The 25,661-nt window shown below is 60.2% G+C and carries 25 protein-coding genes and 1 pseudogene; 14 read left to right on the top strand and 12 right to left on the bottom strand.

Annotated elements, in window-relative coordinates; all coding sequences use genetic code 11:
* Nucleotides 1-3 precede the first annotated feature (3 nt).
* Nucleotides 4-744 carry a metallophosphoesterase family protein gene (locus tag QD409_RS21930; RefSeq protein ID WP_430763685.1) on the top strand — a complete coding sequence of 247 codons (741 nt, stop codon included), beginning with the start codon at nucleotides 4-6 and terminating at the stop codon, nucleotides 742-744.
* Here QD409_RS21930 and QD409_RS21925 read toward each other — a convergent pair.
* The 3 genes from QD409_RS21925 to QD409_RS21915 are packed head-to-tail and all read right to left on the bottom strand — an operon-like array spanning nucleotide 741 to nucleotide 4,470.
* Nucleotides 741-1,880 (bottom strand): alpha-hydroxy acid oxidase, encoded by a 1,140-nt coding sequence (locus tag QD409_RS21925; RefSeq protein WP_430763684.1) that lies wholly within the window; start codon nucleotides 1,878-1,880, stop codon nucleotides 741-743. The two genes, QD409_RS21930 and QD409_RS21925, sit on opposite strands and share 4 nt — an antisense overlap.
* 47 nt (nucleotides 1,881-1,927) lie before the next feature.
* The gene (gene guaD / locus QD409_RS21920; RefSeq protein ID WP_092854390.1) at nucleotides 1,928-3,235 is read right to left on the bottom strand and encodes a guanine deaminase; all 1,308 of its coding nucleotides are present in this window, start codon (nucleotides 3,233-3,235) and stop codon (nucleotides 1,928-1,930) included.
* Nucleotides 3,232-4,470 carry a urate hydroxylase PuuD gene (locus QD409_RS21915; protein ID WP_430763683.1) on the bottom strand — a complete coding sequence of 413 codons (1,239 nt, stop codon included), beginning with the start codon at nucleotides 4,468-4,470 and terminating at the stop codon, nucleotides 3,232-3,234. The genes guaD and QD409_RS21915 overlap by 4 nt, the downstream gene beginning before the upstream one ends.
* 214 nt (nucleotides 4,471-4,684) lie before the next feature.
* Here QD409_RS21915 and QD409_RS21910 point away from each other — a divergent pair, with 214 nt between their 5' ends.
* Nucleotides 4,685-5,017 carry a hypothetical protein gene (locus QD409_RS21910; RefSeq protein WP_092854394.1) on the top strand — a complete coding sequence of 111 codons (333 nt, stop codon included), beginning with the start codon at nucleotides 4,685-4,687 and terminating at the stop codon, nucleotides 5,015-5,017.
* Nucleotides 5,018-5,120: 103 nt separating this feature from the next.
* On the opposite strand, the gene QD409_RS21905 is transcribed toward QD409_RS21910, so the two are convergent.
* Nucleotides 5,121-6,017, bottom strand: a complete 897-nt coding sequence (locus QD409_RS21905; RefSeq protein ID WP_092854396.1) for a LysR substrate-binding domain-containing protein — start codon at nucleotides 6,015-6,017, stop codon at nucleotides 5,121-5,123.
* Between the two features lie 102 nt (nucleotides 6,018-6,119).
* Between QD409_RS21905 and QD409_RS21900 the strand changes: the two genes are divergently transcribed.
* Nucleotides 6,120-6,323: a hypothetical protein gene (locus QD409_RS21900; RefSeq protein ID WP_092854398.1), complete on the top strand. Its 204-nt coding sequence runs from the start codon at nucleotides 6,120-6,122 to the stop codon at nucleotides 6,321-6,323.
* On the opposite strand, the pseudogene QD409_RS21895 reads toward QD409_RS21900, so the two are convergent.
* The 4 genes and pseudogenes from QD409_RS21895 to QD409_RS21880 form a co-directional block, all read right to left on the bottom strand.
* Nucleotides 6,302-6,444 (bottom strand): annotated as a pseudogene (locus tag QD409_RS21895) (xanthine dehydrogenase accessory protein XdhC); the annotation flags it as partial. The gene QD409_RS21900 and the pseudogene QD409_RS21895 sit on opposite strands and share 22 nt — an antisense overlap.
* A gap of 178 nt (nucleotides 6,445-6,622) precedes the next feature.
* Nucleotides 6,623-8,962: a xanthine dehydrogenase molybdopterin binding subunit gene (gene xdhB / locus QD409_RS21890; RefSeq protein WP_430763682.1), complete on the bottom strand. Its 2,340-nt coding sequence runs from the start codon at nucleotides 8,960-8,962 to the stop codon at nucleotides 6,623-6,625.
* Between the two features lie 3 nt (nucleotides 8,963-8,965).
* The gene (xdhA, locus tag QD409_RS21885) at nucleotides 8,966-10,435 is read right to left on the bottom strand and encodes a xanthine dehydrogenase small subunit (RefSeq protein ID WP_092854402.1); all 1,470 of its coding nucleotides are present in this window, start codon (nucleotides 10,433-10,435) and stop codon (nucleotides 8,966-8,968) included.
* Between the two features lie 71 nt (nucleotides 10,436-10,506).
* Nucleotides 10,507-11,283, bottom strand: coding sequence for a 3-hydroxybutyrate dehydrogenase (locus QD409_RS21880; protein ID WP_430763681.1), 777 nt, complete (start codon nucleotides 11,281-11,283; stop codon nucleotides 10,507-10,509).
* A gap of 228 nt (nucleotides 11,284-11,511) precedes the next feature.
* On the opposite strand from QD409_RS21880, the gene glpK reads away from it, so the two are divergent.
* The 7 genes from glpK to map all read left to right on the top strand — a co-directional run bounded on the left by glpK (nucleotide 11,512) and on the right by map (nucleotide 17,236).
* Nucleotides 11,512-13,008: a glycerol kinase GlpK gene (gene glpK, locus QD409_RS21875; RefSeq protein WP_092854404.1), complete on the top strand. Its 1,497-nt coding sequence runs from the start codon at nucleotides 11,512-11,514 to the stop codon at nucleotides 13,006-13,008.
* 120 nt (nucleotides 13,009-13,128) lie between these two features.
* Complete coding sequence (locus QD409_RS21870; protein WP_092854406.1) at nucleotides 13,129-13,503, top strand: YciI family protein; 375 nt, start codon at nucleotides 13,129-13,131, stop codon at nucleotides 13,501-13,503.
* Nucleotides 13,500-14,756, top strand: coding sequence for an RNA polymerase sigma factor (locus QD409_RS21865; protein ID WP_430763680.1), 1,257 nt, complete (start codon nucleotides 13,500-13,502; stop codon nucleotides 14,754-14,756). The genes QD409_RS21870 and QD409_RS21865 overlap by 4 nt, the downstream gene beginning before the upstream one ends.
* A gap of 100 nt (nucleotides 14,757-14,856) precedes the next feature.
* The gene (locus tag QD409_RS21860) at nucleotides 14,857-15,327 is read left to right on the top strand and encodes an SRPBCC family protein (RefSeq protein WP_430763679.1); all 471 of its coding nucleotides are present in this window, start codon (nucleotides 14,857-14,859) and stop codon (nucleotides 15,325-15,327) included.
* 30 nt (nucleotides 15,328-15,357) lie between these two features.
* Nucleotides 15,358-15,786, top strand: a complete 429-nt coding sequence (locus tag QD409_RS21855; RefSeq protein ID WP_430763678.1) for a DoxX family protein — start codon at nucleotides 15,358-15,360, stop codon at nucleotides 15,784-15,786.
* 53 nt (nucleotides 15,787-15,839) lie between these two features.
* Nucleotides 15,840-16,352 carry a GNAT family N-acetyltransferase gene (locus QD409_RS21850; RefSeq protein WP_430763677.1) on the top strand — a complete coding sequence of 171 codons (513 nt, stop codon included), beginning with the start codon at nucleotides 15,840-15,842 and terminating at the stop codon, nucleotides 16,350-16,352.
* A 131-nt stretch (nucleotides 16,353-16,483) separates the two neighbouring features.
* Nucleotides 16,484-17,236, top strand: a complete 753-nt coding sequence (gene map / locus QD409_RS21845; RefSeq protein WP_430763676.1) for a type I methionyl aminopeptidase — start codon at nucleotides 16,484-16,486, stop codon at nucleotides 17,234-17,236.
* A gap of 24 nt (nucleotides 17,237-17,260) precedes the next feature.
* Here the strand turns inward: map and QD409_RS21840 are convergent, their stop codons facing one another.
* Nucleotides 17,261-17,830, bottom strand: coding sequence for a PadR family transcriptional regulator (locus tag QD409_RS21840; protein ID WP_004116719.1), 570 nt, complete (start codon nucleotides 17,828-17,830; stop codon nucleotides 17,261-17,263).
* Between the two features lie 428 nt (nucleotides 17,831-18,258).
* Between QD409_RS21840 and sbmA the strand changes: the two genes are divergently transcribed.
* Nucleotides 18,259-19,524, top strand: a complete 1,266-nt coding sequence (gene sbmA, locus QD409_RS21835; RefSeq protein WP_092854420.1) for a peptide antibiotic transporter SbmA — start codon at nucleotides 18,259-18,261, stop codon at nucleotides 19,522-19,524.
* 187 nt (nucleotides 19,525-19,711) lie between these two features.
* Here sbmA and QD409_RS21830 read toward each other — a convergent pair whose 3' ends face one another.
* Complete coding sequence (locus tag QD409_RS21830; protein WP_430763675.1) at nucleotides 19,712-20,692, bottom strand: polysaccharide deacetylase family protein; 981 nt, start codon at nucleotides 20,690-20,692, stop codon at nucleotides 19,712-19,714.
* A 174-nt stretch (nucleotides 20,693-20,866) separates the two neighbouring features.
* Between QD409_RS21830 and QD409_RS21825 the strand changes: the two genes are divergently transcribed.
* From QD409_RS21825 to der, 3 genes are all read left to right on the top strand, one after another.
* Nucleotides 20,867-21,448 carry an NnrU family protein gene (locus QD409_RS21825; RefSeq protein WP_430763674.1) on the top strand — a complete coding sequence of 194 codons (582 nt, stop codon included), beginning with the start codon at nucleotides 20,867-20,869 and terminating at the stop codon, nucleotides 21,446-21,448.
* Nucleotides 21,449-21,661: 213 nt separating this feature from the next.
* The gene (locus tag QD409_RS21820; protein ID WP_430763673.1) at nucleotides 21,662-22,345 is read left to right on the top strand and encodes a tetratricopeptide repeat protein; all 684 of its coding nucleotides are present in this window, start codon (nucleotides 21,662-21,664) and stop codon (nucleotides 22,343-22,345) included.
* Between the two features lie 11 nt (nucleotides 22,346-22,356).
* The gene (gene der / locus QD409_RS21815) at nucleotides 22,357-23,787 is read left to right on the top strand and encodes a ribosome biogenesis GTPase Der (protein ID WP_092853458.1); all 1,431 of its coding nucleotides are present in this window, start codon (nucleotides 22,357-22,359) and stop codon (nucleotides 23,785-23,787) included.
* 29 nt (nucleotides 23,788-23,816) lie between these two features.
* Here der and QD409_RS21810 read toward each other — a convergent pair whose 3' ends face one another.
* Together QD409_RS21810 and QD409_RS21805 are read right to left on the bottom strand one after the other, a co-directional pair.
* On the bottom strand, nucleotides 23,817-24,257 hold the full coding sequence (locus QD409_RS21810; RefSeq protein ID WP_092853456.1) for a MarR family winged helix-turn-helix transcriptional regulator: 441 nt from the start codon (nucleotides 24,255-24,257) through the stop codon (nucleotides 23,817-23,819).
* Nucleotides 24,258-24,525: 268 nt separating this feature from the next.
* Nucleotides 24,526-25,638, bottom strand: coding sequence for a glycosyltransferase family 4 protein (locus QD409_RS21805; RefSeq protein WP_430763672.1), 1,113 nt, complete (start codon nucleotides 25,636-25,638; stop codon nucleotides 24,526-24,528).
* Nucleotides 25,639-25,661: the final 23 nt, after the last annotated feature.

The following is a 25,661-nucleotide window of genomic DNA, read 5'->3' as shown; positions in this document are numbered from 1 at the left end:
GACTTGCGCTTCGCGGCCATTGCGGATGTTCATGGCAATCATCTAGCGCTTGAGGCGGTGCTTGAGGATATTCGAAGCCAAGGTATCAGCGATATCGTCAATCTCGGTGATTGCTTCAGCGGGCCGCTGACCGCCGGAAAGACCGCCGATCTGCTTCTGGCCCTGGATGCATTGACGGTGCGCGGCAATCACGACCGATATCTGATTGAACAGGCGCCGGAGACGCTGCATGTTTCCGATAAGGCCGCTTATGCTGAACTGTCCGAACGTCATCTCGACTGGCTGCGCAGCCTGCCTTTCAGTGCCGTCTACAGAAACGAAGCCTATCTTTGCCACGCGACACCGGCAGCAGATAACGTCTATTGGCTGGAATCCGTCTCTGCTGACGGTCACGTTTATCAGAAGCCGCTCGAGGAAATCGAAGCGCTTGCCGCCGGCATCGATTTTCCGCTGATTCTGTGCGGACACACGCATATTCCACGTATCGTCAGGCTTTCCGATGGACGTCTTATCGTCAATCCCGGCAGTGTCGGCTGCCCCGCCTATGACGACGACCTGCCTCATTATCACAAGGTCGAAGTCGGCCATCCCTTTGCCTCCTATGTCATTCTGGAAAAGAAGGCCGATCATTGGCTGCCGATCTTCCGGCAGGTCGCTTATGACCACATGGCGATGGCGAGGCTCGCGGCGCAGAATAGCCGCGCCGAATGGGCGAGCGGTCTGGCGACGGGCTGGTTGCGCTAGAGATCGGCTAGGATCGACCGATCCACCGTCTTGATATCCCGCTTGCCGCAGAGCGCCATCGAGATATCGAGCTCCTTGCGGATGATCTCCAGCGCCAGCGTCACGCCTTCCTTACCCATGGCGCCCAGACCATAGAGGAAGGGGCGGCCGATGAAGGTGCCCTTGGCGCCGAGGGCTACGGCCTTGAGCACATCCTGACCGGAGCGGATACCGCCATCCATATGGACCTCGATCCTGTCACCGACGGCATCGACGATGTCAGGCAGCATGCTGACGGAGGAGCGGGCACCGTCGAGCTGCCGGCCGCCATGGTTGGAGACGATGATGGCATCGGCGCCGGTATCGACGGCCGCCTTCGCATCCTCGACATCGAGAATGCCCTTGATGATGAGCGGGCCACCCCATTGCTCCTTGATCCAGCGGACATCGCTCCAGGAGAGCTTGGTGTCGAACTGCGAATGCGTCCAGTGCGCCAGCGTCGTCATGTCGGAAATATCCTTGGCATGGCCGATGATATTCCCGAAGGAGTGGCGTTTGGTCTTCAGCATGTTCATGCACCAGCCCGGCCGCGTCGCCATCTGCCAGAGGTTCTTGACCGTCATTTTCGGCGGCGCAGAAAGCCCGTTGCGGATGTCGTTATGGCGTTGACCGAGGATCTGTAGGTCGGCCGTCAGCACGAGCGCCGAGCATTTCGCCGCCTTCGCTCGTTGGATCAGGTTCAGGACGAAATCGCGATCCCTCATGACGTAGAGCTGGAACCAGAAGGGTTGTTTCGTGACCGAAGCGATGTCCTCGATCGAGCAGATGCTCATGGTCGACAGAGTGAAGGGAATGCCGAATTCCTCCGCAGCCCGGGCTGCCAGCATCTCGCCATCGGCATGCTGCATGCCGGTAAGGCCCGTCGGAGCCAGCGCCACCGGCATGGAGGCCTTCTGGCCGACCATTGTGGTTGCGAGCGACCGGTCGGACATGTCGACGAGGACGCGCTGACGCAGCTTGATCTTGGCGAAATCCGCCTCGTTCGCCCGGTAGGTCGATTCCGTCCATGAGCCGGAATCGGCATATTGGAAGAACATTTTCGGCACGCGCCGCTCGGCAAGCGTCTTCAGTTCGGCGATGGTAAGCGGCGCGGTCATGGTTCTCTGCCTTCTGGATGGTTACATGATGGCGGGTTCGGATTGCCTTATTGCAGGGTCGATTTCATCGGCTTTCCGGCGACGTAGGTTTCGACGACGGCGCGGTCGTCGCCCATGGTCTGCAACAGGAACAGCTCCTCGGTGAGGCTCTTCGTCACCTCCATCTTCAGCGCCATGGCCGGTGTCGCGGCGGCATTGAGGACGATGAGGTCGGCTTCGGTGCCGGTGTCGAGCGTGCCGATCTTGTCGACGAGGGAGAGTGATTCCGCATTGCCGCGCGTCATATAATAATAGCTTTCGAGTGGATTCAGGCGCTCGCCGAGCAGCTGCTGGATCTTGTAGGCTTCGTCCATGGTACGCAGCATGGAATAGCTGGAGCCGCCGCCGATATCGGTGGCGACGCCGATGCGGACGGGTTTTTCGCGGCGTGCCAGTGCCTTTAGCGGGAAGAGGCCGGAGCCGAGAAACAGGTTCGAGGTCGGGCAATGTACCGCGACCGCGCCGGCCTCGCTCATGGCATCGGCTTCGCGCTCGGAGAGATGGATCGCATGGCCGAACAGGCTCTTGGGCCCAAGCAACCCGTAGCGCGCATAAATATCGGTATAGTCGATCGCTTCCGGGTAGAGTTCGCAGGTGAAGGCGATCTCGTCGTGGTTCTCCGAAAGATGCGTCTGAATATGCAGATCCGGGAATTCTCGGGCGAGGGCTGCAGTCGCCTCCATCTGCGCCGGCGTGGAGGTGATGGCGAAACGCGGCGTGATGGCCACATGGTTGCGGCCTTTGCCGTGCCAGTCGGCGATCACCTGACGGGTCTCGTCATAGCCCATCTCGGGCGTGTCGAGCAGGCCTTGCGGAGCATTGCGGTCCATCATCACCTTGCCGCCGACCATGCGCATGTTGCGCCGCATGGCTTCGGCAAAATAGGCGTCAGCGGAGGTCTTGTGCACCGAGCAGTAGGCGACGGCCGTCGTGGTGCCGTGGCGGATCATCTCGTCGTAAAAATGCGTGGCGATACGCTCCGCATGCGCGCTTTCGACAAAGCGGCATTCCTCGGGGAAGGTATAAGTGTTCAGCCATTCCAGCAGGTTGGCGGCATAGGAGGCGATCACCTGCATCTGCGGGAAGTGCAGGTGCATGTCGATGAAGCCCGGCAGGATGAGATGCGGGCGGTGATCGATTTCGGTGGCGTCGTCCGGCGCCTGCGCCTTGATATCAGTGTAGGGACCGGTCGCGGCGATCACGCCGTCTTCGATCAGCAGACCGCCATCGCTTTCGTAAGCGTAGCTGTCCGTATCATCGAGGCTTTGCGGCAGGCGCTTGAAGGAAAGCAGGCGGCCGCGCAGAAGAGTGGTCATTGGCTTTTTTCTCCGATGGAGCTTTCGAACCAGGCGACCAGCAATTTGCGCTCCTCGGGCGTCACATCGGTAACGTTGCCCGGAGGCATGGCATGGCTGCGCCCGGCCTGGATATAGATCTCCCGGGCATGCATAGCGATTTCTTCGTCATTTTCCAGCCTGACATCCTTCGGCGGGCGGACAATTCCCTCATAAACGGGTTCTGCCGCGTGGCACATGGAACAGCGCGTCGAGATCATCTGCTTGACGGCCGGGAAATGCGGGTCCGAGGCGAATTGCTGGAAAGCCGGCGAGACGGCGTTGGCTTCCTTTTCGCCGGTCAGCACTTTCGGAACGGTCGAGAGCCACACGATGACGATGAAGAGGACGAGCGTGACGATCCAGGTCCAGGTCGGACGTCCCTGGCGGGCATGCGTCGTGTTGAACCAGTGGCGGATGGTAACGCCCATCAGGAATACCAGCGCTGCGATGACCCAGTTGTAGGCCGTGCCGAAAGCCAGGGGGTAGTGGTTCGACAACATGAAGAAGATGACGGGCAGCGTCAGGTAGTTGTTGTGCAGCGAACGCTGCTTGGCGATGCGGCCGTATTTCGGGTCCGGCGTGCGGCCGGCGATGAGATCGGCGACAACGATCTTCTGATTGGGGATGATGATCATGAAGACGTTGGCCGACATGATCGTCGCGGTAAACGCGCCGAGATGCAGAAAGGCTGCGCGGCCGGTGAAAAGATGAGTGTATCCCCAGGCCATGAAGACCAGAACGGCATAGAGCACGATCATCAGGCCCCAGGTATTGTTGCCGAGCGGCGATTTGCAGAGCAGGTCGTAGATGATCCAGCCGACGGCGAGCGACGCCAGCGAAATCAGGATCGCGACGGGCACGCCGACATCGAGCACGTGCCGATCGATGAGGAAGAGATTGGCACCGCCATAGTAGACGATGCACATCATCAGGAAGCCGGAAAGCCACGTGAAATAGCTCTCATATTTGAACCAGGTCAGATGCTCGGGCATCTGCGCGGGGGCGACGAGATATTTCTGGATATGATAGAAGCCGCCGCCGTGAACCTGCCATTCCTCGCCATGGGCCCCGGGCGGAAGATGCGGCCGCTTCACGAGCCCGAGATCGAGCGCGATGAAATAGAAGGAAGAGCCGATCCACGCTATGGCGGTTATGACGTGGAACCAACGGACGGCAAAAGCCAGCCATTCCCACGCTATGGCGTATTCATACATTCCGTTCCCCTTTTCCCTTCTTCGACTCGGCACTTTGCAAAATGTTGGGGTCGGATGGAAGGAGAGAGTTTGATGCGCCGACTGAAAGCTACGATCTTGTCGGGCGTCGGGAGCGCATTAAATCAGGTTATAGCAGTTTTTACTAAAATTCCCTCGGCTGCTTGGAGCGGGCCGTGTCCGCGGCAGCGTCTATTTTTTCGACGGAGAATTGCCCATGCGTGGTATTCTGGCGCTCGTCTTTCTTCTTTTCGCAGCCTCTGCCATGGCGCACGACGCGCCTTCCGGCTGGTCCTATGATCCCTATTGTTGCAACGGCGATGGTGAGAGCGGGGATTGCGAGATGATCCCCTCGCGCACGGTCACCATCATCCCTGGCGGCTATCGGCTAACGATAAATCCCGGCGATCATCATAGCGTGACGCGTGAGCACATCTTCACCCTGCCGCAGAAGAAAGCGATGCACTCGCCGGATGGCGCCTATCATCTCTGTCTGTTTCCGGATGAGAATACGCCGCGCTGCTTCTATGCGCCTGACATGTCCGAGTGAGCTCTGGAGCGGTTCAGCTCGTCATCGATCTCTGAACCGCTCTATCTCCTTGTTTTTACGCATTCCGGACGGAAAACCGCTGCGCACTTTTACTGGATTTGCGTTAGTCGAGCGGCATGCCGAATTCGCCGAGGATCCAATCCCTGAACGCGCGGATGCGTGGTGTGTGACGCCGGTTTTCCGGATAGGCGATCCAATAATCGGAGCCGTCGGTCGAGAGCAGATCGAAGGGCTGGATCAGCCGACCGGAGGCCAAGTCATCTGCGTAGAATTCCGGGGTTAGCACGGCGGCGCCCTGGCCCGCTATGGCGGCGCTCGCTTCGAAGGATTGTGCGCCAAGCCGGCTGCGCGGTCTTCCCTGAAGGCCGGGATCCGGCACACCGGCCTCCTGGAACCATTGGACCCACCATGGATCGCCTGCATCGATGATGCGCAGCTTGAGGAGGTCGGCCGGCTCGTGCACGCCGCCGATCGTCGCTGCCAGGGCCGGACTGAGCATGGGTGTGAAACGCATCTTCATCAGCAGGTGCGCTCGCAATCCAGGCCATGTTCCGCGCCCTGCGCGGATGGCGATGTCGGACGGTTCCCGCGCGAAATCGATGATCGATCCCGAAGTGGCAAGACGAACGGCGATCTTGGGGTGTTTGAGCTGAAAGGTGCCGATATGGCGAGCCAGCCACTGGGACGCGAATGTGGGGGTGGAGTGTATGTGCAGTGTGGTCTCGGCGTCCCCGCTGATCGAGGCCATGGCGTCCTGCAGCATGGCAAAGGCTTCGGCTACTTTCGGTGCCAGCTGTTCTCCCGCCTCCGTCAATAGTATCTGCCGCGGACGGCGCAAGAAAAGCGGCTCGCCCGTTGTCTCCTCCAGCAGTTTGATCTGATAGCTGACCGCCGTCTGTGTCATGCCGAGTTCTTCTCCGGCCCGCGTAAAGCTGCCGAGCCGGGCGGCGGCTTCGAAGACGCGGAGCGCATTCAGGGGGAAGCGTTTGGACAACTTCATGGATAAGCTCTCTTTATGCGAATAGACGATACTTCAATTGGAATTTCAGCATTTTTCACGCCAAACTGCAATTCATATCGCTGGTTTAATTGAGGTGTTGCCATGGATTGCTATGTCGTGGAACAGGTGGAAGTAGCCCGATCCACGGTTCTGGCACGGGTTCTGGAATCGTTGATGCAGGTCCTTGCGAAGCGTGCCGAGCCATCACCGAATCTGGATCTTGAGGAGATGCCGGATCGGGTGAAGCGCGATCTCGGCTTTCTTGACGGGCGCGAGCCGCACTATCAGGATGATCGGCTTCGATAGGCGGCGAGCGCCGTCAGGAGTTCGGCGGCAGTCATGACGGCGATGACTTCCGGGCTCTTGTCTGTGTTGCCGATCCGTCAATCGGAAGTGTCAGACGTTTGAGCCATTCTTTCTCGCCGCCCCAGGCCTTCGCGTGGGAAGTTTTTGAATGGCGGGGGCTATGAGTTAGGACCCTTGAAATGAGTGGAGAGTGCATACCCCCTCCGTTACTCCGTAACGGAGGGGGTATGCACCATCAAACGCGATTTCCCATTGTGACTTCCAACTTTCTGCATGCCAGCATTTTGGCACAGAAGGCATCATATCCCCTTGAGCCGCTCGACCGCCATCAGCACCCGCTCCGGCGTTGCCGGCGCATCGAGGCGAGGGCAGACGCGGTAATCCGCGACGCTGGCGACTGCCATCGATAGCGCTTCGAGCACCGAGATGCTGAGCATGAAGGGCGGCTCGCCGACGGCCTTCGAGCGGCCGATGGTGGCTTCCGTGTTTTCAGACCACTCAGCCAGGCGGACGTTGAAGATCTTTGGCCGGTCGGAAGCGAGGGGGATCTTGTAGGTGGAAGGCGCATGCGTGCGGAGGCGCCCCTTGTCATCCCACCAGAGTTCCTCGGTCGTCAGCCAGCCCATGCCCTGCACGAAGGCGCCTTCGACCTGCCCGATATCGATCGCCGGATTGAGGGAGCGGCCGACATCGTGGAGGATGTCTGTGCGGTCGATCAAATATTCGCCGGTCAATGTATCGATCGACACTTCCGAGCAGGCGGCACCATAGGAGAAGTAATAGAAGGGCGTGCCGCGACCGGCCTTGCGATCCCAATGGATCTTCGGCGTCTTGTAAAAGCCGGCGGCCGAAAGCTGGACACGGGCGAAATAGGCCTGTTTGACGAAATCCGGGAAGAGGATCTCCGTTTCACCGACCCGCACCCGATTGGGGAGGAATTGCACCTCCTCGGCGCCAACGCCCCATTTCTCGACGGCGAAGGCGACGAGCCGTTCCTTGATTTGCCGAGCGGCATCGAAGGCGGCCATGCCGTTCAGGTCGGAGCCGGACGAAGCGGCCGTCGCCGATGTATTCGGCACCTTGCCGGTCGTGGTGGCGGTGATCTTCACCTGGTCGATATCGACCTGGAAACTGTCGGCAAGAACCTGTGCCACCTTGGTATAGAGGCCCTGGCCCATTTCGGTGCCGCCATGGTTCAGGTGGATGGAGCCGTCCTGATAGATATGCACCAATGCGCCGGCCTGGTTGAAGGCGGTCATGGTGAAGGAGATGCCGAATTTCACCGGCGTCAGCGCAATCCCCTTACGGATGAAACGGCTGGAGCGGTTGAACTCGATGATGGCGTTGCGCCGCACCTGATAGTCGGATGACGTTTGCAGCTCATCGACGATGCGATTGATGATGTTGTCGGTGACTTCCTGATGATAGGGTGTCAGCGTCCGGCCGGAGCCGGGCTGGCCGTAGAAATTGGCGCGACGCACCTCCAGCGGGTCCTTGCCGAGCGCATAGGCGATCTCTTCGATCATGCGCTCGCCGCCGACCATGCCTTGCGGGCCGCCGAAGCCGCGGAAGGCGGTGTTGGAGACGGTATGCGTCTTCAGCGGCTTGGAAACCAGATGCACATGCGGGTAGAAATAGCTGGAATCCGCATGGAACAACGCGCGATCGGTGACCGGGCCGGACAGATCGGATGAGAAGCCGCAGCGAGCGGCATAGGTCGCATCGACCGCGTGGATGCGGCCGTCATCGTCGAAGCCGACTTCGTAATCCACCAGAAAGTCGTGCCGCTTGCCCGTTGCGCTCATGTCCTCGTCGCGGTCAGGCCGGAATTTTACGGCGCAGCCAAGCTTCTTGGCGGCGACGGCGGCCAGCGCCGCAAACTGGTTGCCCTGCGTTTCCTTGCCGCCGAAGCCGCCGCCCATGCGGCGCACATTGACTGTCACAGCGTTGGACGGGATGCCGAGGACATGGCCGACGATATGCTGAATTTCGCTCGGATGCTGCGTCGAAGACCAGACGGCAACTTCGTCGTCTTCGCCGGGGATCGCCACAGCGATGTGGCTTTCGAGGTAGAAATGCTCCTGGCCGCCGATGCGCATCTGCGCCTTGATGCGATGCTTGGCGTTGGCCATTTCGGTTTCCGGCTCGCCGCGCTTCAGTGTCATCGGCTCGTAGACGAGCGGTGCACCATTGGCGAGTGCGCCGTCGATATCGCTCCAATGCGGCAGGTCGCGATACTCTACCTTAGCAAGGCGCGCAGCCCGCCGGGCGGCATCTCTGGTCTCGGCGATAACAGCGAAAATCGGCTGCCCATGAAACTCGACTTTAGTTTCCGCAAGCAGCGGTTCGTCATGCATGCCGTTGGAGCTGGTGTCGTTGACGCCGGGAATATCGGCGCCGGTGAACACCCAGACGACGCCCGGATAGGCTTTGACGGCCGAGAGGTCGAAGCCGGCGATTTCGGCATGGGCGCGGTCGGAAAGACCGAGAGCGCCGTGCAGCAGCCCGGCAGGCTCGGGAATATCGTCGATGTAATCGGCGGCTCCGGTCACATGCTTGTGTGCGGAATCATGGCGCAGCGAGCCATGTATCGACCCGTTGATGACGACCTTGGGTTCTTCGAAAGTGGATTTGTCCATGGCTCAGGCCTCCGCAGTCGCGAAGCGCTTCAATTCCTGCGGCGCACCGGCCGTCTCAAGGTAGAAGCGGATGAGAAGGTTCTTGGCGGTCAATTGCCGATAGTCGGCCGAGGCGCGCCAGTCGGTCAGCGGCGTGTAGTCGTTGTCGAAGGCGTCGCGCGCAGCGGTGACGGCCGCCTCCGTCCACGGCTTGCCGATCAGTTCTGCCTCGACGCTGCGGGCGCGCTTCGGCGTGCCGGCCATGCCGCCGAAGGCGATGCGGATATCGGCCACATTGCGGGCTGCATCCAGCGACAGATAGAAAGCGCCGCAGGCGGCCGAAATATCCTCGTCGCGGCGCTTGGAGATCTTGTAAACGGCGAAATGCGCATCTTCCGCCGGGTACGGCACGAAGATGCCCTCCACGAACTCGCCGGGATTGCGGTCCTGCTTGCCGTAATCGATGAAGAAATCTTCCAGCGGCAGGCCGCGCGTGCCCGCCGTCGAACGAAGCTTGACCGTTGCGCCAAGAGCGATCAGTGGCGGCGGTGTGTCGCCGATCGGCGAACCGTTGGCGATATTGCCGCCGATGGTGCCCATATTGCGCACCTGCTCGCCGCCAATGCGGTTGATGAGGTTGGCGAGGGCCGGGATCTTTTCTGCGATCACAGCAAAGGCGCGGCTGTAGGTAACGCCGGCGCCGATGCTCAGCCCGTTCGCTTCCACCGTGATCTTCTGCAGATCTGTCAGGTGGTTGATGAAGACGGCCGGATTGAGCCGGTGCATCTGTTTCGTGACCCAGAGCCCGACATCGGTCGAGCCGGCGACAACGGTTGCCTTCGGTTCGTCGGCGAGCACCTGTGCCAGCGCCGAGACGGAACCGGGCACGATGAGGCGATCTTCGCCCTCGGTAATCTCGATGGTATCGCCGCCCTGCATCGCCCACAAGCGGGCGATGATATCGGCTCTCGTCCTCTCCAGCGGGTCGAAGAGCGCGCTTGGCCGCTTCTGGCTGACCTGCTCGGCCGCCTTGATGATCGGCTCATAGCCGGTGCATCGACAGAGATTGCCCTGGAGCGACTTTTCGATTTGCGCGCGGCTCGGCTTTTCCGTGGTGAGCCAGAGGCCATAAAGCGACATGACGAAGCCCGGCGTGCAGAAGCCGCATTGCGAGCCGTGGCAATCGACCATGGCCTGCTGTACCGGATGAAGGGTGCCGTTCTTGGCGGCAAGATGCTCGACGGTGACGACATGCGTTGCATGCAGCGAGCCGACGAAGCGGATGCAGGCATTGACCGACTCATAGTGAAGCCCGCCATCGATCAGCCGGCCAACGAGTACGGTACAGGCGCCGCAATCGCCTTCCGCGCATCCCTCCTTGGTTCCAGTCAGGCGCCGCTTGAGGCGCAGGAAGTCGAGCAGCGTCTCGGTGGGGCGCAGGCTAGATAGCGTGATATCCTCGCCGTTGAGGATAAAGCGGATGCTGTCGCTCATGTCGTTCCCGTTTATTCTTCGTTTGTCAGGGCCGGAGGTGCTGGCACGAATCCGGCCCTAACCGTATATGGTTATTCTGCGGTCCAGCCACCGTCAATCGAGACGTGTGTCCCGGTCACCTGGCGTGCCTCGTCGCTTGCAAGGTAGAGCGACAGGGCGCCGACCTCCTCGGCCTTGACGAATTCATGCGTGGGCTGGGCCTTGAGGATGACCTCGTTCTTGACCTGCTCCTCGGTCATGCCGCGGGCCTTTGCCGTGTCCGGGATCTGCTTTTCGACAAGCGGGGTCAGGACGTAGCCTGGGCAAATGGCATTTACCGTGACGCCGAATTCGGCAAGCTCGAGCGCTGCCGTCTTGGTCAGGCCCAATATACCATGTTTTGCGGCGACATAGGCGGATTTGAAGGGGGAGGCGACAAGGCCATGCGCCGAAGCGATGTTGATGATGCGGCCGTACTTCTTCGCCTTCATCAGCGGGATTGCCGCTCGAATGGTATGGAAGGAACTGGACAGATTGATCGCGATGATCTGGTCCCACTTTTCGATCGGGAAATCCTCGATCTTCTCAACATGCTGGATACCGGCATTGTTGACGAGAACATCGACGCTGCCGAAGGTGGAGTTGGCCGTCGCGATCAGATCAGCAATCTCGGCAGGCTTGGTCATGTCGGCCGGATGATAGATCGCCTTGCCGCCGCCCGAGGCTTCCAGCCTGTTCTTGATCGCGTCAATTTCCTCGGGCTTTCCGAAGCCGTTGATGACGACGTTATCACCCTTAGCGGCGAAGGCCGCCGCGATCGCGAGGCCGATACCGCTCGTGGAACCGGTGACGACAACTGTTCTTGCCATGATCCTCTCCTTGGACAGCGCAGCTTCCTGCTGCAATGCAAAAGCGTTTGAACCTAGTCCCAAACCCGCGAACATGGCAATCGTATCGCCGTCAGGTTCTTTCGCGATGCTGCCGACCGCCATGGCATAAGTGGGAAAGCGGGTTTCTGCGAATAATTTCGTTTTGCTTTCTTTTCACATTCGTTTTGCTCGCGTATCTGTTGATCTCAAGAAAACAGGGAGGAATGCATGAGCGGTTATGTCTTGGCGATCGACCAGGGGACGACGTCGACGCGGGCCATCGTTTTCGACGGCAAGATGAAAGTTGCCGGTGTCGGACAGAAAGAGTTCACCCAACATTATCCGAAGCCGGGCTGGGTCGAACATGACCCGGAGGAGATCTGGTCATCCGTCCTCGTCACCGTTCGCAAGGCCATCGAAGCCGCCGGCATTACCGCCAAGGATATCGCCGCGCTCGGGATCACCAATCAGCGCGAGACTGTCGTCGTCTGGGATCGCGAGACGGGCAAGCCGATTCATAACGCCATCGTCTGGCAGGATCGCCGTACGGCAAGCTATTGCGAAAAGCTCAAGCGACAGGATCTGGAAAAGCTCTTCACCCGCCGTACCGGCCTGCTGCTCGATCCCTATTTCTCCGGAACGAAACTTTCCTGGCTGCTGTCCAATGTTAGGGGTGCGCGCGCCCGCGCTTCCAAGGGCGAGCTCTGCTTCGGCACGATCGACACCTTCCTGATCTGGCGTCTGACGGGGGGCAAGAACTTCGTCACCGATGCGACCAATGCCTCGCGGACGCTGATGTATAATATCGGCGCCAACGAATGGGACGACGAGCTGCTGGATATTCTGCGCGTTCCTTCGACGATGCTGCCCGAGGTGAAGGATTGTGCTGCCGATTTCGGCGTAACCGATCCCTCGCTCTTCGATGCCGAAATCCCGATCCTCGGCGTCGCCGGCGATCAGCAGGCGGCGACGATCGGCCAGGCTTGTTTCGAGCGGGGCATGATGAAATCCACCTATGGCACCGGTTGCTTTGCGCTGCTCAATACCGGCGCGGATATGGTGCGCTCGAAAAACCGGCTGCTGACCACCATCGCCTACAGGCTGAACGGCGAGACGACTTATGCGCTCGAAGGTTCCATCTTCATTGCAGGCGCCGCCGTCCAATGGCTGCGCGATGGTCTGAGGGCCATCCAGCGTGCTTCCGATTCCGGCGAATTGGCGGCCAAGGCCGATCCGCTGCAGGAAGTCTATCTCGTACCGGCCTTTACCGGTCTCGGGGCGCCTTATTGGGATCCGGATGCGCGCGGCGCGATCTTCGGGCTTACCCGCAACAGCGGCCCGGAGGAGATCGTCCGGGCGGCGCTGGAAGCCGTCTGCTACCAGTCTCGGGATCTTCTGGACGCCATGCACAAGGATTGGCGCAGCGGCAGCGGCCAGAATACGGTGCTGCGCGTCGATGGCGGCATGGTCGCCTCCGATTGGACGATGCAGCGGCTGGCCGATCTGCTGGATGCGCCGGTGGACCGTCCGACGATCCTGGAAACCACGGCACTCGGCGCCGCATGGCTCGCAGGCAGCCGTGCCGGTGTGTGGCCGGACCGTGAAGGTTTCGCCAAGGCTTGGGCGCGCGATCGCCGGTTTGAACCGAACATGGACGACAAGACCCGAAACACGAAGCTGAAGGGTTGGAAAAACGCCGTGAAGCGCACATTGACTGCCGGGTAGGGGTGGCGAGGTGTTTTTCTGGCTGCTTCCGCCAAGCCGGTCATTTTCAACGATAATTTTTTGACGGGACCTGTCGGTACGGGTGATACTCCTTCGTCTTTACTGGAGAAGGAAGTCCTCATGCTCTACGCAATCCTATGCTACAACGACGAAGACGCCGTATTTGCCTGGTCCAAGGAGCAGGAAGAGACGACGATGGCGCGGCTGATTGCCGTGCAGGCGCCGCTGGCCGAGGCAGGCAAGCTTGGGCCGGTGGCGCGCCTGATGCCGACGACGGCCGCGACGACACTGCGCAAGGCCAAGAACGAGCCGATCGTCATCGACGGTCCTTTCGCCGAGACCAAAGAGCAATTGCTGGGCTTCTACGTCGTCGATTTCGAGACCCTCGATGATGCGCTTGAATTCTCGAAGGAACTGGCTGTGGCCAATCCGGGCGTCGGTTCCTACGAGATCCGTCCGCTTTACGCATTCAGACCGGGGACGATTGCGACATGACGGACCTTGCCTGGATCGACATCGCGCTCACCAATGCGCGGCCGCAGGTGCTGGGTGCGCTGCTGCGCTATTTCCGCAATCTCGATACCGCAGAGGAAGCCTTTCAGGAGGCTTGCCTCCGGGCGTTGAAGACCTGGCCCGACAAGGGGCCGCCACGCGATCCGATTGCCTGGCTGATCTTCGTCGGCCGCAATAGCGGTATCGATACGGTGCGCAAGCAGGCGAAATTGCAGAGCCTGCCGGACGAGGAGGCGATCTCCGACACGGGCGATGCCGAGAGCGATCTTGCCGAGCGGCTGGATGGCTCGGGCTATCGCGACGACATTCTCCGGCTGCTGTTCATCTGCTGCCATCCGGATCTGCCGGCGACTCAACAGATTGCGCTGGCGCTGCGCATCGTCTCCGGCCTTTCCGTGCAGCAGATTGCTCGGGCATTTCTGGTGAGCGACAGCGCGATGGAGCAACGTATTACCCGGGCGAAGGCGCGCGTGGCCGCCGCCGGCGTTGCTTTCGAGACGCCGGGCGCGGTCGAGCGAAGCGAGCGGCTGGCGCTCGTCAGCGCGATGATCTACCTGATCTACAATGAAGGCTATTCGGCCGGCGGAACGCATCGCGAGGCCGCCGCCTTTGCTGACGAGGCAATCCGACTTGGCCGGCTGTTGCTGCGGATCTTTCCCTCTGAGCCGGAGACCATGGCGCTGCTGGCGCTGATGCTGCTGCAGCAATCGCGCAAGGCGGCGCGGTTCGATGCGGATGGGCAGATCATCCTTTTGGAAGAGCAGGATCGCTCGCTCTGGGACCGAACCTCAGTCGACGAGGCGCTTGCCCTGCTCGACAAGGCGATCCGTCATCGTCGCCCAGGGCCATACCAGGTGCAGGCGGCGATCGCGGCGCTGCATTCGCAAGCGAAGCGTGCCGCAGACACCGACTGGGAAGAGATTGACCTTCTTTATCAGACGCTGGAAAGGCTGACGCCGTCTCCGGTCGTCACGCTCAACCGCGCAGTTGCTCTTTCCAAGCTGAAGGGGCCGGAGGCGGCTCTGGCGCTGATTGCGCCCCTGGAAGCGCAGCTCGACAGCTATTTCTATTTTCATGGCGTATCGGGTGGCCTGCTCGCGCAGCTCGGCCGCTCGCAGGAGGCGCGCGTCGCCTTTGACAGGGCGATTGCTCTTGCGCGCTCGCCCGCCGAAGCAGCTCACATCCGCCATCAGCTCGATCGTCTGAGCGCGGACGCCCTTGCTGCTGCAAAATAATCGAAAAATTTGTACCTGCGCTGTCTGAAAGCGGCGGTCCCGAACGTCGTTAGAGTATAGGCGGCGCAGGCCGCGTCAAATTGCAAAGAGGAACAGGAGCATGACTGAGCAGACCCAACGCCGCGAACTCTCGTTCTCCCGTGTCATCGACGCACCGCGTGAAAAGATCTTCCGCTGCTGGACGGAGGAAGAGCTGCTGAAGCAGTGGTTTGCTCCGCTGCCATGGACGGTGTCGGCTGCCAAGATCGACGTTCGCGCCGGCGGCTCAAGCTCCATTACCATGCGCAGCCCTGAAGGCGAGGAATATCCGGGCAATGGCGTCTATCTGGAAGTGGTTCCCAACGAACGGATCGTTTTCACCGATGCCTTCGCCAGCGCCTGGGTGCCGTCGGCAAAGCCCTTCATGGTGGTGACGACCCAGCTCGACGATCTCGGCAGCGGCAAGACCCGCTATACGGCAACCGTCCTGCATTGGGCGGCTGAGGATCGCGAGGTGCACGAGAAGATGGGCTTTCATCGGGGGTGGGCCCAGGGCGCCGAGCAGCTTGCCGCATTGGCGGCGAAGATCTGAATTTCCGATTCAATTCCGGGGGATACGAACATGTCTTATGCAGTCGATTCATCTACCTCGTCAGTCACGCGAGCTCAGCGCGTGGCCGGCATGATCCTCAGTGGGCTGATCATCGCCTTTCTTGTCTTCGATGGCGCGATCAAGCTCATTCCACTTCCTGTCGTCAAGGAGACGATGGCGGGGCTCGGCTATTCCGCCGATCCGGCGCTGGCGCGGCTTCTCGGCGTCATCACGCTCGGCTGCGCCATTCTCTATGCCATTCCGAGGACGTCGGTCCTCGGCGCGATCCTGCTGACGGGTCTTCTCGGTGGCGCAATCGCCACTCATCTGCGCGTCGGCAGTCCGATCTTTTCGCATCTGCTGTTCGGCGTCTATGTCGGCGTGATGGCCTGGGGCGGACTTTATCTTCGTTATGAAGCGGTTCGCAGAATGATTCCGTTTTCTGATCGAAGCTTTTGATTTCGGATTCGATTTGCTAAAGCTCGCTCCCTTTAGAAAAGAGGGGGCGAGCCATGCCGCAAGTGATCATCGCGCCTGTCAGGCAATCGGATGCGGACGAACTGATCGCCGCCAATATCGCGAGCAGCATCCATCATGTGCCGTGGGCCCATCCTTTTCTTGATCGGGCGGGTTTCGACGCCTGGTTCGGTCAGACGGTGACGGGGCCGAACATTGGTCTGGTGGCGCGAGATCCCTGTTCCGGCGGCATCGTCGGCGTCGTCAATATCAGCCAGATGGTTTGGGGCGGCTTTCGCAGCGCCTTTCTCGGTTATCACGGCATGGTGGGTTTTGCCGGTCGGGGCTTCATGACGGAGGCCGTTCGGCTGGCCGTGGCACATGCTTTCGATGCGGTTGGCCTGCATCGAGTGGAGGCCAATATTCAACCCGGCAACCAGCCTTCGATCGCGCTGGTCAAGCGGCTCGGCTTTCGGAAAGAAGGGTTCTCGCCGAAATATCTGAAGATCGGCGGCGTCTGGTGCGATCACGAGCGTTGGGCCTTGCTTGCCGACGATCCGCGCCTTTGATCTGCCTTCGAAGGGCGAAAGTCGCGCCGGTGGTCAGAAAGCCGTTGACTGTGCGGGGTGAAGAGGCGAAAGCCAGATCTTAACCTCTTGCCGACCCATTGCCGAGAGCGCGAGCCTGCCGGAAGCCGTAAATGATCGTCTCGACTGAAGAAGAACTGACCAAGCTAAAAGATATCGGCCGTATCTGCGCCAATGCGCTGCAGGCCATGGCGGCGGCACTTGAGCCGGGCATCACCACGCTGGAGCTCGATGCGATCGGCCGCAAGGTGCTGGAGTATGCCGGCGCGCAGTCGGCGCCGGAGCTGGTCTACAAGTTTCCCGGCGCCACCTGCATCAGCGTCAACGAGGAAGTGGCCCACGGAATTCCCGGCCCGCGCATCATCCGGGCTGGGGATCTGGTCAATCTCGACGTATCAGCCGAGAAGGACGGATTCTTTTCCGATACCGGCGCATCCTTTACCGTGCCGCCGGTCAAGCCGAAGATCGAGCGCCTCTGCCGTGACGGCAAGCGGGCGCTCTGGGTCGGTCTCAATCAGGTGCGCAGTGGTGCGCCGCTTGCGAAGATCGGGCAGGCCGTCGGCGCTTTCGCGCAGAAGAACCGCTATACGCTGATCGCCAATCTCGCCAGCCACGGCATCGGCCGCTCCCTGCATGAAGAGCCCGGCGAAGTTTCTACCTGCGCGGACCCTTCCGAGACCCGGATCATGGAAGACGGCCTGGTTTTCACCGTCGAGCCGTTTCTGTCGCTCGGCGCGACCTGGGCAGAGGGTGGCGACGATGCATGGACGCTCTATGCCGATCCGCAGGCGCCTACGGTTCAGTACGAACACACGATCGTTACCACCCGCAACGGGCCGGTCATCCTGACATTGCCGGACAATTGACGTTCCGGCTTAATCGCCAGATTTCTACTCTTCGCCGTTTTTCGGTTCACCGCGGATGATGTCGGCGGCAGCGCGTTCCAGGATTGCGGCGATGCGTGCACCTTCGGCCTTGCTCCAGGGGAATTTCGAGCGAAGTGCCGAGCGCAGCAGGTGGCGAGCGCGATGCACGTCGCCGGCGCCATGGCGATCGAATGGGCTGTCGCGGCCATCATCCTCACCGCCGTCGAAAACCTCGCGGACGCGGGCCATCTTTTCGCCGATCGCCGTGAGCTTGGCGAATGTCGCTTCCACCAGATCACGGTTGTCGTCGACACGTTTCTGGCCGCTTTCGGTGATGCGGTAGAGCTTCTTCGTGCCGCTCACCTCGACTTCGGCTTGCCCCGTTTCTTCGAGATAGGTGAGGGCGGGGTAGATGACGCCCGGGCTCGGCACATAGAAGCCGCCGGAGCGCTCCTCAAAAGTCTTGATCAGTTCATAGCCATGGCGCGGCTGCTCGGAGAGCAGGGCGAGGATGATGAGCTGCAGGTCGGCTGCGTCGAACTTGCGGCCGGTACGAAACCCGCCGCCGAACATGCCGCCCTTGAAGCCTCTCATGAAGTCTCTCCTGTGCTCGCCGTGCGATTCACGGCCTCGGCCATGTCGTAGGATATATGCCTCGACGATGTCAAAGCTATCTCCGAACATGCGATCTCTGAAACCTCTCATTTCGTTTCTCCTTGTGAGGTGCGAGGGTTTATATCGTTAGTAATGTCGTAAGATATATGTCGTAAGATAGCATTCTGCAAGAGGGGCGATTTCCGGGAGGAGATGGTTGAGGAGAGCGGCGCTCAGAGAAGGATGAATTCACTCAATGAGTGAAGATTTGATCCTGAACAACTGCATCACGATCGCGGGATAAGCGATTACATCTACGTAAGAATAGCTCTCTGCCGGTTGCCGCTCCTGGCGAACTGTCTTAGGTTCCCCGGGTACTGATGTCATTGCGGTTCCGCTCAGAACCCGATCAAGGAAGCTTACCTGCCGTGTTCCACTCCTTCTTCCCTCAGCCCAAATTGTTCTTCATCTCGATGGCGGTCTGGACGCTTGCCTGCATCGCAGCCTGGTATTCGTTCTTTTCCGGCTTGGGAACTCAGTTAGGCTTTGTCATGCCGGGGGAGGGAAAGGAGCCGTACGACCTCAGCTATTTCCTACTCTGGGGAAATCTCTGGTTTTACGGGTTCTTCCTTGTCTGTATCCTCGTCTTCTGCAGCGCATGGCACATTCGTGCCTGGAACCATCCCTGGAAAATCTGGTCGCTCTGGGGTTCGGCGCTCATCATCCTGGTCACCTATTTCGGTGTTCAGGTAAGCGTGGTCATCAATAATTTTCGCCGTCCGTTTGGTGATCTATTGCAGGCCGCGCTGACGAAGCAGCCGGGGGTGACGACCGAAAGTTTCTATTCGCTGATGATCATCTTCGCGCAGATTGCGTTCCTCAGCATGTTCGTCTCGATCCTGACGGATTTCTTTACGAGCCACTACATCTTCCGCTGGCGCACGGCGATGAACGACTTCTACATGTCGAAGTGGGAGAGACTGCGTCACATCGAGGGTGCCTCGCAGCGTGTTCAGGAAGATACGATGCGCCTTTCCAGCGTGCTGGAAGGCCTGGGTATCAGCCTGATCAATTCCGTGATGACCTTGATCGTGTTCCTGCCGATCCTGCTGGCGCTTTCGACCTACGTCACCGAATTGCCGATCATCGGCAAAATTCCTCACTCGCTCTTCTGGCTCGCGCTCTTCTGGTCGATTTTCGGCACCGTCCTGCTTGCTGTCGCCGGGATCAAGCTGCCGGGGCTCAACTTCAAGAACCAGCGTGTCGAAGCCGCCTATCGCAAGGAACTCGTCTATGGCGAGGATCATGAAGAGCGTGCGCAGCCGGCAACGGTCAAGGAGCTGTTCGCCAATGTGCGGCGCAACTATTTCCGCATCTATTTCCACTACGTCTATTTCAACGTCGCCCGGTATTTCTATCTGCAGGCCGATACGATGTTCGTCCTGTTCATGCTGGTGCCGACCTTCGTTGCGGGCGTGATCACTTACGGCATCTATCAGCAGATCGCCACCGCGTTCGGGCAGGTTAGCAACTCCTTCCAGTATCTCGTCAATTCCTGGACGACGATCATCGAGCTTCTGTCGATCCATAAGCGCCTGAAGACATTCGAGGCGGCGATCGACAATGTGCCGCTGCCATCGATCGATCAGCGCTATCTGGAGCGCGAAGCGGGCGTGATCCAAGCCGACGGCTGACGAAAAAAGGCTCCGGAAACGGATCCTTTTTATCACGGCAACGGCAGGGAAGCCGGGGATCTCTGAGCTTTTAGGGTAACCGAGAAACCAGCGTTGGCCGCACCACCGGCCCTTCGCTTTGGCTCAGGGCGTTCGTCGCTGCAATCGACCCACCGGGTCGATTGCTCCGGCTTTGCCGGACCGCTCCTCACCCCTGCTGAGGCTTGCCTCGGGCGGCGATCAGCGGGATGGCTTCGGAATAGCTGACGCAGGCGACATCCCGCTTGTGGCAGACATCGCTGACGAAGCGGTCGAGCGCACGCCAATAGGCGCCGTCATTCATCTCGACGAAATGGAAGCCGAGCTGCAGTGGAATGCGCTCGCCGTCATATTGCTTGTCGAAGGCCGCTTCGAAGGCGTCGAAGGTGCGGTCTTCATAGGTCTTGGCGTTGGCCTTGTCCTCGGCGCCCTTGGAATGGCGGACATAGAGATTGTAGTCCATGCCAATGACCGGGCGATGCTCGGGGCCTTCGGGGATCAATGGCAGGCCGAAGCGATAGATGCCGTCGACCATTTGCGGCAGGGCGGGCCCCTTCGTCACCAGGCTTGCATCATACTGGAAGCCCATCTCCTTTTCCGCCGGCATCAGGCCGTCGCTGACGGAAAGGTAGGGGGCGCGAAAGCCCTTGACGTCATGCGTGGCGAAATCTCCCCAGCCCTGCGGCTCCTTGTCGGCCAGGCCGACATTCTTCCAGGCATCACGAAGGGCTGTGCGGGCGTTCACGAACTCCTGTTTCCAGTCGCCAGCACTCCAACCTTTGCCGTCGAAATGGCCGCAAGCGTGGCTGGAAATATCGTGTCCTTCCAGATGGGCGCCCCAGATATTGGCGATGCGGGTGCGCACATCGTCTTCGCTCTTGGCGAAGCCGACATTGGACTTGCCAGCGCGTTGCATCGGCCCCTGATAGGCCTTGGCTTGCGCCTTGTTCATCAGGAAAGTGCAAGACAGGAAATAGGTGAAATGCGCGCCGTTGCGCGAAGCGATCTCGCGGCTCTTGGTCCAGAGCGCATTGTCATGCGCGCCGTCGAAGGAAATCATGACAAGTTGCTTGGGTTTTTCATCGGCCTGGGCGATGGCCGGCAGGGCGAGGGAAAACGCAAGTGAGAGGCAGGAAGCTAAGCGAAACATGGGCACCGATATTGCTTGATCGAGCATGCCTTGCCAAAGATCATCCAGTAATCTTGGACGGCACGCCCCGGGGTCGTTTCCTTCCTTTCGCGCAAATGCGGCGAAGCTGCGGTGAAGCTGGCAATTTCTTGCGGCTGCCGATAAGGATATTGCTACACGTAGGGGATTTCATCCATGTCATTGCTCGTTCTCGGTATTGTTCTTTTTCTTGGCATCCATTTGATCCGCGTCGTCGCACCCGGATTTCGAACCTCTTTGATCGTAGGCCTCGGCGAAGCCGGCTGGAAGATCGCCTATTCGATCGTAAGCATCGTCGCGCTGGTCGTCCTGATCTACGGCTTTGGACAGGCACGGGACATGACGCCGATCTGGTCACCGCCGTTCTGGATGAGCCACATCACCATTCTGCTGATGCTGTTTGCGCTGATCTGTCTGGCCGCCTCGCTGCTTCCGGCGGGGCACATCGCGGTCAGAACGAAGCATCCGATGGTGCTTTCGGTGAAAATCTGGGCGCTGGCGCACCTTCTGTCGAATGGCGATGGCGCTGCCATCCTGCTCTTTGCGGCCTTTCTCGCCTGGGGCGTGATCCTGCGCATTTCGCTGAAGCGGCGCGAGCGCGCCGGCGAGATCACCCTGCGTCCGTTCGTTTCGGCGACATACGATCTCTATGCGATCGTTATCGGCGCCGTCGCCTGGGCCCTGATCATTTGGAAGCTTCATGCGTGGATTATCGGGGTTTCGCCGCTGGTTATGTGACGATTTCTGCCATTCCCCCTTACAACGGCCGCAAAATGGAGTAGAAGGCCCCACTGACGCTAGAGCCGGATGATTTCAGGTCGCATCGACCAGAAATCTGGATCCGCTCTGGAATTTAAGAGATAGAGTATAATGTCGCCCGAAAACCGCTGACGATTTTCGGCGTCATGCTCTAAGCTTTTTGGAACTATTTGGCCTGGGCCGGAGACGAGAATGGCATTCAATGACGACAGCTTCATCCGTGAGGTGAACGAGGAACTGCGTTCGGACCAGTTGCGGTTCGTATGGCGCCGTTTTGGCCGGCTCATCATTGGGGGAGCCGTGCTCATCGTTGTCGGTACGGCAGCCTTTAGCGGCTATCGCTATTGGTCAGGAAACCAGGCCGGTGCCGGTGGCGATCAGTTCCTCGCTGCCTTGACGCTGGCCGATCAGGGCAAGACGGATGATGCGCTTGCCGCGTTGGCCACGATCGAAAAGAGCGGCCCGGGTTCCTATCCTTTGCTTGCACGTCTGCGCGCGGCCACGCTGCAGGCGCAGAAGGGTGACAAGGCCGGTGCGATTGCCGTCTTCTCCGCCGTCGGCAAGCAGACGGATGTTCCGGTCGTCGTTCGCGACGCGGCACGCCTGCGCGCAGCTTACATGCTCGTCGATACCGGCACTTATGATCAGGTTGCGGCCGAAGCCCAGGAACTGGCCGTGCCGGCGAATGCTTTCCGCCATTCGGCGCGTGACGTTCTGGGTCTTGCCGCCTACAAGGCCGGCGATTTCGCCAAGGCCCGGCAGTGGTTCCAGGCGATCGTCGACGATCCGCAGAGCCCGCGCAATGTCGCCAATCGTGCGCAGATGCTGCTTGATCTCATCACCGCATCCGGCAAGGCTCCGGTCGCAAAAGGCTGAAGGATCGCCAAATGAGCTTCACGGTCGCGATCGTCGGTCGCCCGAATGTCGGCAAGTCTACGCTGTTCAACCGTCTGGTTGGCAAGAAGCTGGCGCTCGTCGACGATACGCCGGGCGTCACACGTGACCGCCGCCCCGGCGACGCCAAGCTGATCGATCTTCGCTTCCGCATCGTCGATACGGCCGGTCTTGAAGAGGCCCAGGATGAATCCCTTCAGGGCCGCATGCGCGCCCAGACGGAAGCGGCGATCGACGAGGCCGATCTGACGCTGTTCGTCGTCGATGCCAAGACGGGGCTGACCCATGTCGACAAGACGCTGGCCGAAATGTTGCGCAAGCACGGTCGGCCCGTCGTCCTCGTCGCCAATAAGTCCGAGGCGCGCGGTTCCGATAGCGGCTTCTACGATGCTTATACGCTCGGCCTTGGCGAGCCTTGCCCGATTTCGGCAGAGCACGGCCAGGGCATGATGGATCTGCGCGACGCGATCATCGACGCGATCGGCCATGAACGCGCCTTCCCGGAGGCGGACGACGAGGCGGAGATCAATGTTTCCATCCCGCGTCCCGCTGCCGGCGAAGATGGCGAGGAGACCGACGAAGAACCCGCCTATGACGACACGCGGCCGCTGCGCGTCGCCATCGTCGGTCGCCCGAATGCCGGCAAGTCGACGCTCATCAATCGCTTCCTCGGTGAGGACAGGCTGCTGACTGGCCCCGAAGCCGGGATCACGCGCGATTCGATCTCCGTGGACTGGAGCTGGCGCGGGCGCACCATAAAGATGTTCGACACCGCCGGCATGCGTCGCAAGGCGAAGGTCACGGAAAAGCTCGAGAAGCTCTCCGTTGCCGATGCGCTGCGTGCCATCCGCTTCGCCGAAACCGTCGTCATCGTCTTCGATGCGACCATTCCCTTCGAGAAGCAGGATCTTCAGATCGTCGATCTCGTGATCCGTGAAGGCCGCGCCGCCGTGCTCGCCTTCAACAAGTGGGACATGATCGAGGACCGTCAAGCCGTGCTTGCCGATTTGCGCGAGAAGACCGACCGGCTCTTGCCGCAGGCGCGCGGCATCCGCGCCATACCGATTGCCGGGCAGACCGGCGAGGGGCTCGACCGCCTGATGCAGGCGATCGTCGATACCGACAAGGTCTGGAACAAGCGCGTGTCGACCGCGCGCCTCAACCGTTGGCTCGAAACGCAGCAGGTCCAGCATCCGCCACCGGCCGTTTCCGGCCGCCGCATCAAGCTGAAGTATATGACGCAGGTGAAGGCGCGGCCTCCGGCCTTCATGATTTCCTGCACGCGCTCTGACGCCCTGCCGGATTCCTATGTACGCTATCTGATCAACGGCCTGCGCGCAGATTTCTCCATACCCGGCGTGCCGATCCGCATCCATTTCCGTTCGTCGGAAAATCCCTTCGAGAACAAGAAGAAGCGGACCTGATGCACTCGCCCGCCCAAGGGCAGGTTTGATCAGGCCGCGTTCTTGCTCAATGCAGCGCGCAATGTGGTGATCTCCGCCTTCAATCGCGTCAATTCCTCGACGGTATGGTCCGAGGCATCGAGAATGCAGGCGGGAATGCTTGCGGCCTTCTTCTTTAGGGCCACCCCTTCGCCGGTCAGATGGATCAGCACCTGACGCTCATCTTCCTTGCTGCGGATGCGCTGGATGAATCCTGCCGCTTCCAGGCGCTTCAGCAGCGGCGTCAGAGTGCTCGATTCAAGGAAGAGCTTTTCGCCAATACCGCCCACGGTCTGTCCGTCCTCTTCCCACAGCGTCACCATGACGAGATATTGCGGGTAGGTCAGATTCAATGCGTCGAGCATGGGTTTGTACAGTCGATTCATCGCATGGTTCGCCGAATAGAGGGCGAAGCAGATGAAGGTGTCCAATTTCAGCGGGTCGTCCGCCATTTCCAATACTCCCTAGGAGATTATCTAAATCGTGCGATAAATAATTGTACGCCAAAAAGCGTGCAGCGGCTACGGGTTTCTTGCGCTTTTCGGGAGAGCCAATTTTCGGCGGCCACTCGGCTGAACGCTACGGATGCCATCGAGACTTTCGTGTCGAAGGCATCGCATGTCACGCGACATGCTCTGACCGGCACCGGCGTTTGAGCGCGCTGCTATCCAATAGCTGGAGAAAATAGGTGTCAAGAAATCAATATCGAGTCTTGCCCGGCTACAGGCTTACCGCATGCGTCTGCTTTCGGCCGCGATGATTGGCAACGCGGACATTGCCGATGAATTGCGTGGTGGCGGCTTCCCAGGAATAGTTAAGGGCGACACTACGCGCGGCTTCGCGGGAGCAGGAGAGGGCGGCAAGGCAGGCTTTTGCCAAATCTGTATCCACCACACCGGCTTTCGCGTTGCCGTGAAGAATATCGGCCGGGCCGGTAACAGGATAGGCGGCGACCGGGACGCCGCTCGCCAGCGCCTCCAGGATCGCATTGCCGAACGTATCGGTCTTCGACGGAAAGACGAAGACGTCGGCCTGGGAATAGGCGTGTGCCAACTCCTCGCCGAACTTGGCGCCCAGAAAATGCACGTCCGGGTAAAGCTTCTGCAACTCTGCGCGTGCCGGCCCGTCGCCAACGACGACTTTTGATCCCGGTAGGTCGAGATCGAGGAAAGCCGGCAGATTCTTCTCAAGCGCCACACGACCGACGGTCATGAAGATAGGGCGCGGCAGGCCGAAGGGATTGTCTTCCAGAGGGTAGGGCCGGAAAAGTGTCGAATCAATGCCGCGGCTCCAGGAGAGCAGATTGCGGATGCCTCTCTGCTTGAGCTCATCGGCGAGGCTGGGCGTGGCCACCATGCAGCCATAGCCGGCATTGTGGAACCATTTGACGAAGGCATAGAGCCAGCTTTCCGGTATGGGCAGGCGCGCTGCGACATATTCAGGAAACCGTGTGTGGTAGCTGGTCGAGAAGGGCATTCCGTTTCGGATGCACCAGCGGCGCGCAGTGAGCCCAAGGGGGCCTTCCGTGGCTATGTGGATATATGTCGGGCGCGCCGCCTCGATCTTGGCTGCCACCTTGCGATAGGACGCGATCGAAAGCCGGATTTCCGGATAGGTCGGGCAGGGAATATTGCGGAAGCCGTCCGGGGTGATCATGGACACTTCCACGCCCCGGCGTATCAGCTCGCGATTGGTGTTCTCGATGGAGCGGACGACGCCGTTGACCTGCGGATGCCATGCATCGCTGACGATGAGCAACCGCTCCGGTATCGCGATAGGCGTCGCCGCCTGCGCCCAAATATTGTCTTCGATGTCCGACAAGCGTTGCAACATGCCCAAAACAGCCCATCCGCACC

The organism is Rhizobium sp. BR 315 (genome assembly GCF_050577975.1).
Lineage (GTDB): Bacteria > Pseudomonadota > Alphaproteobacteria > Rhizobiales > Rhizobiaceae > Rhizobium > Rhizobium miluonense.
This window is presented reverse-complemented; position numbering and strand designations above follow the sequence as displayed.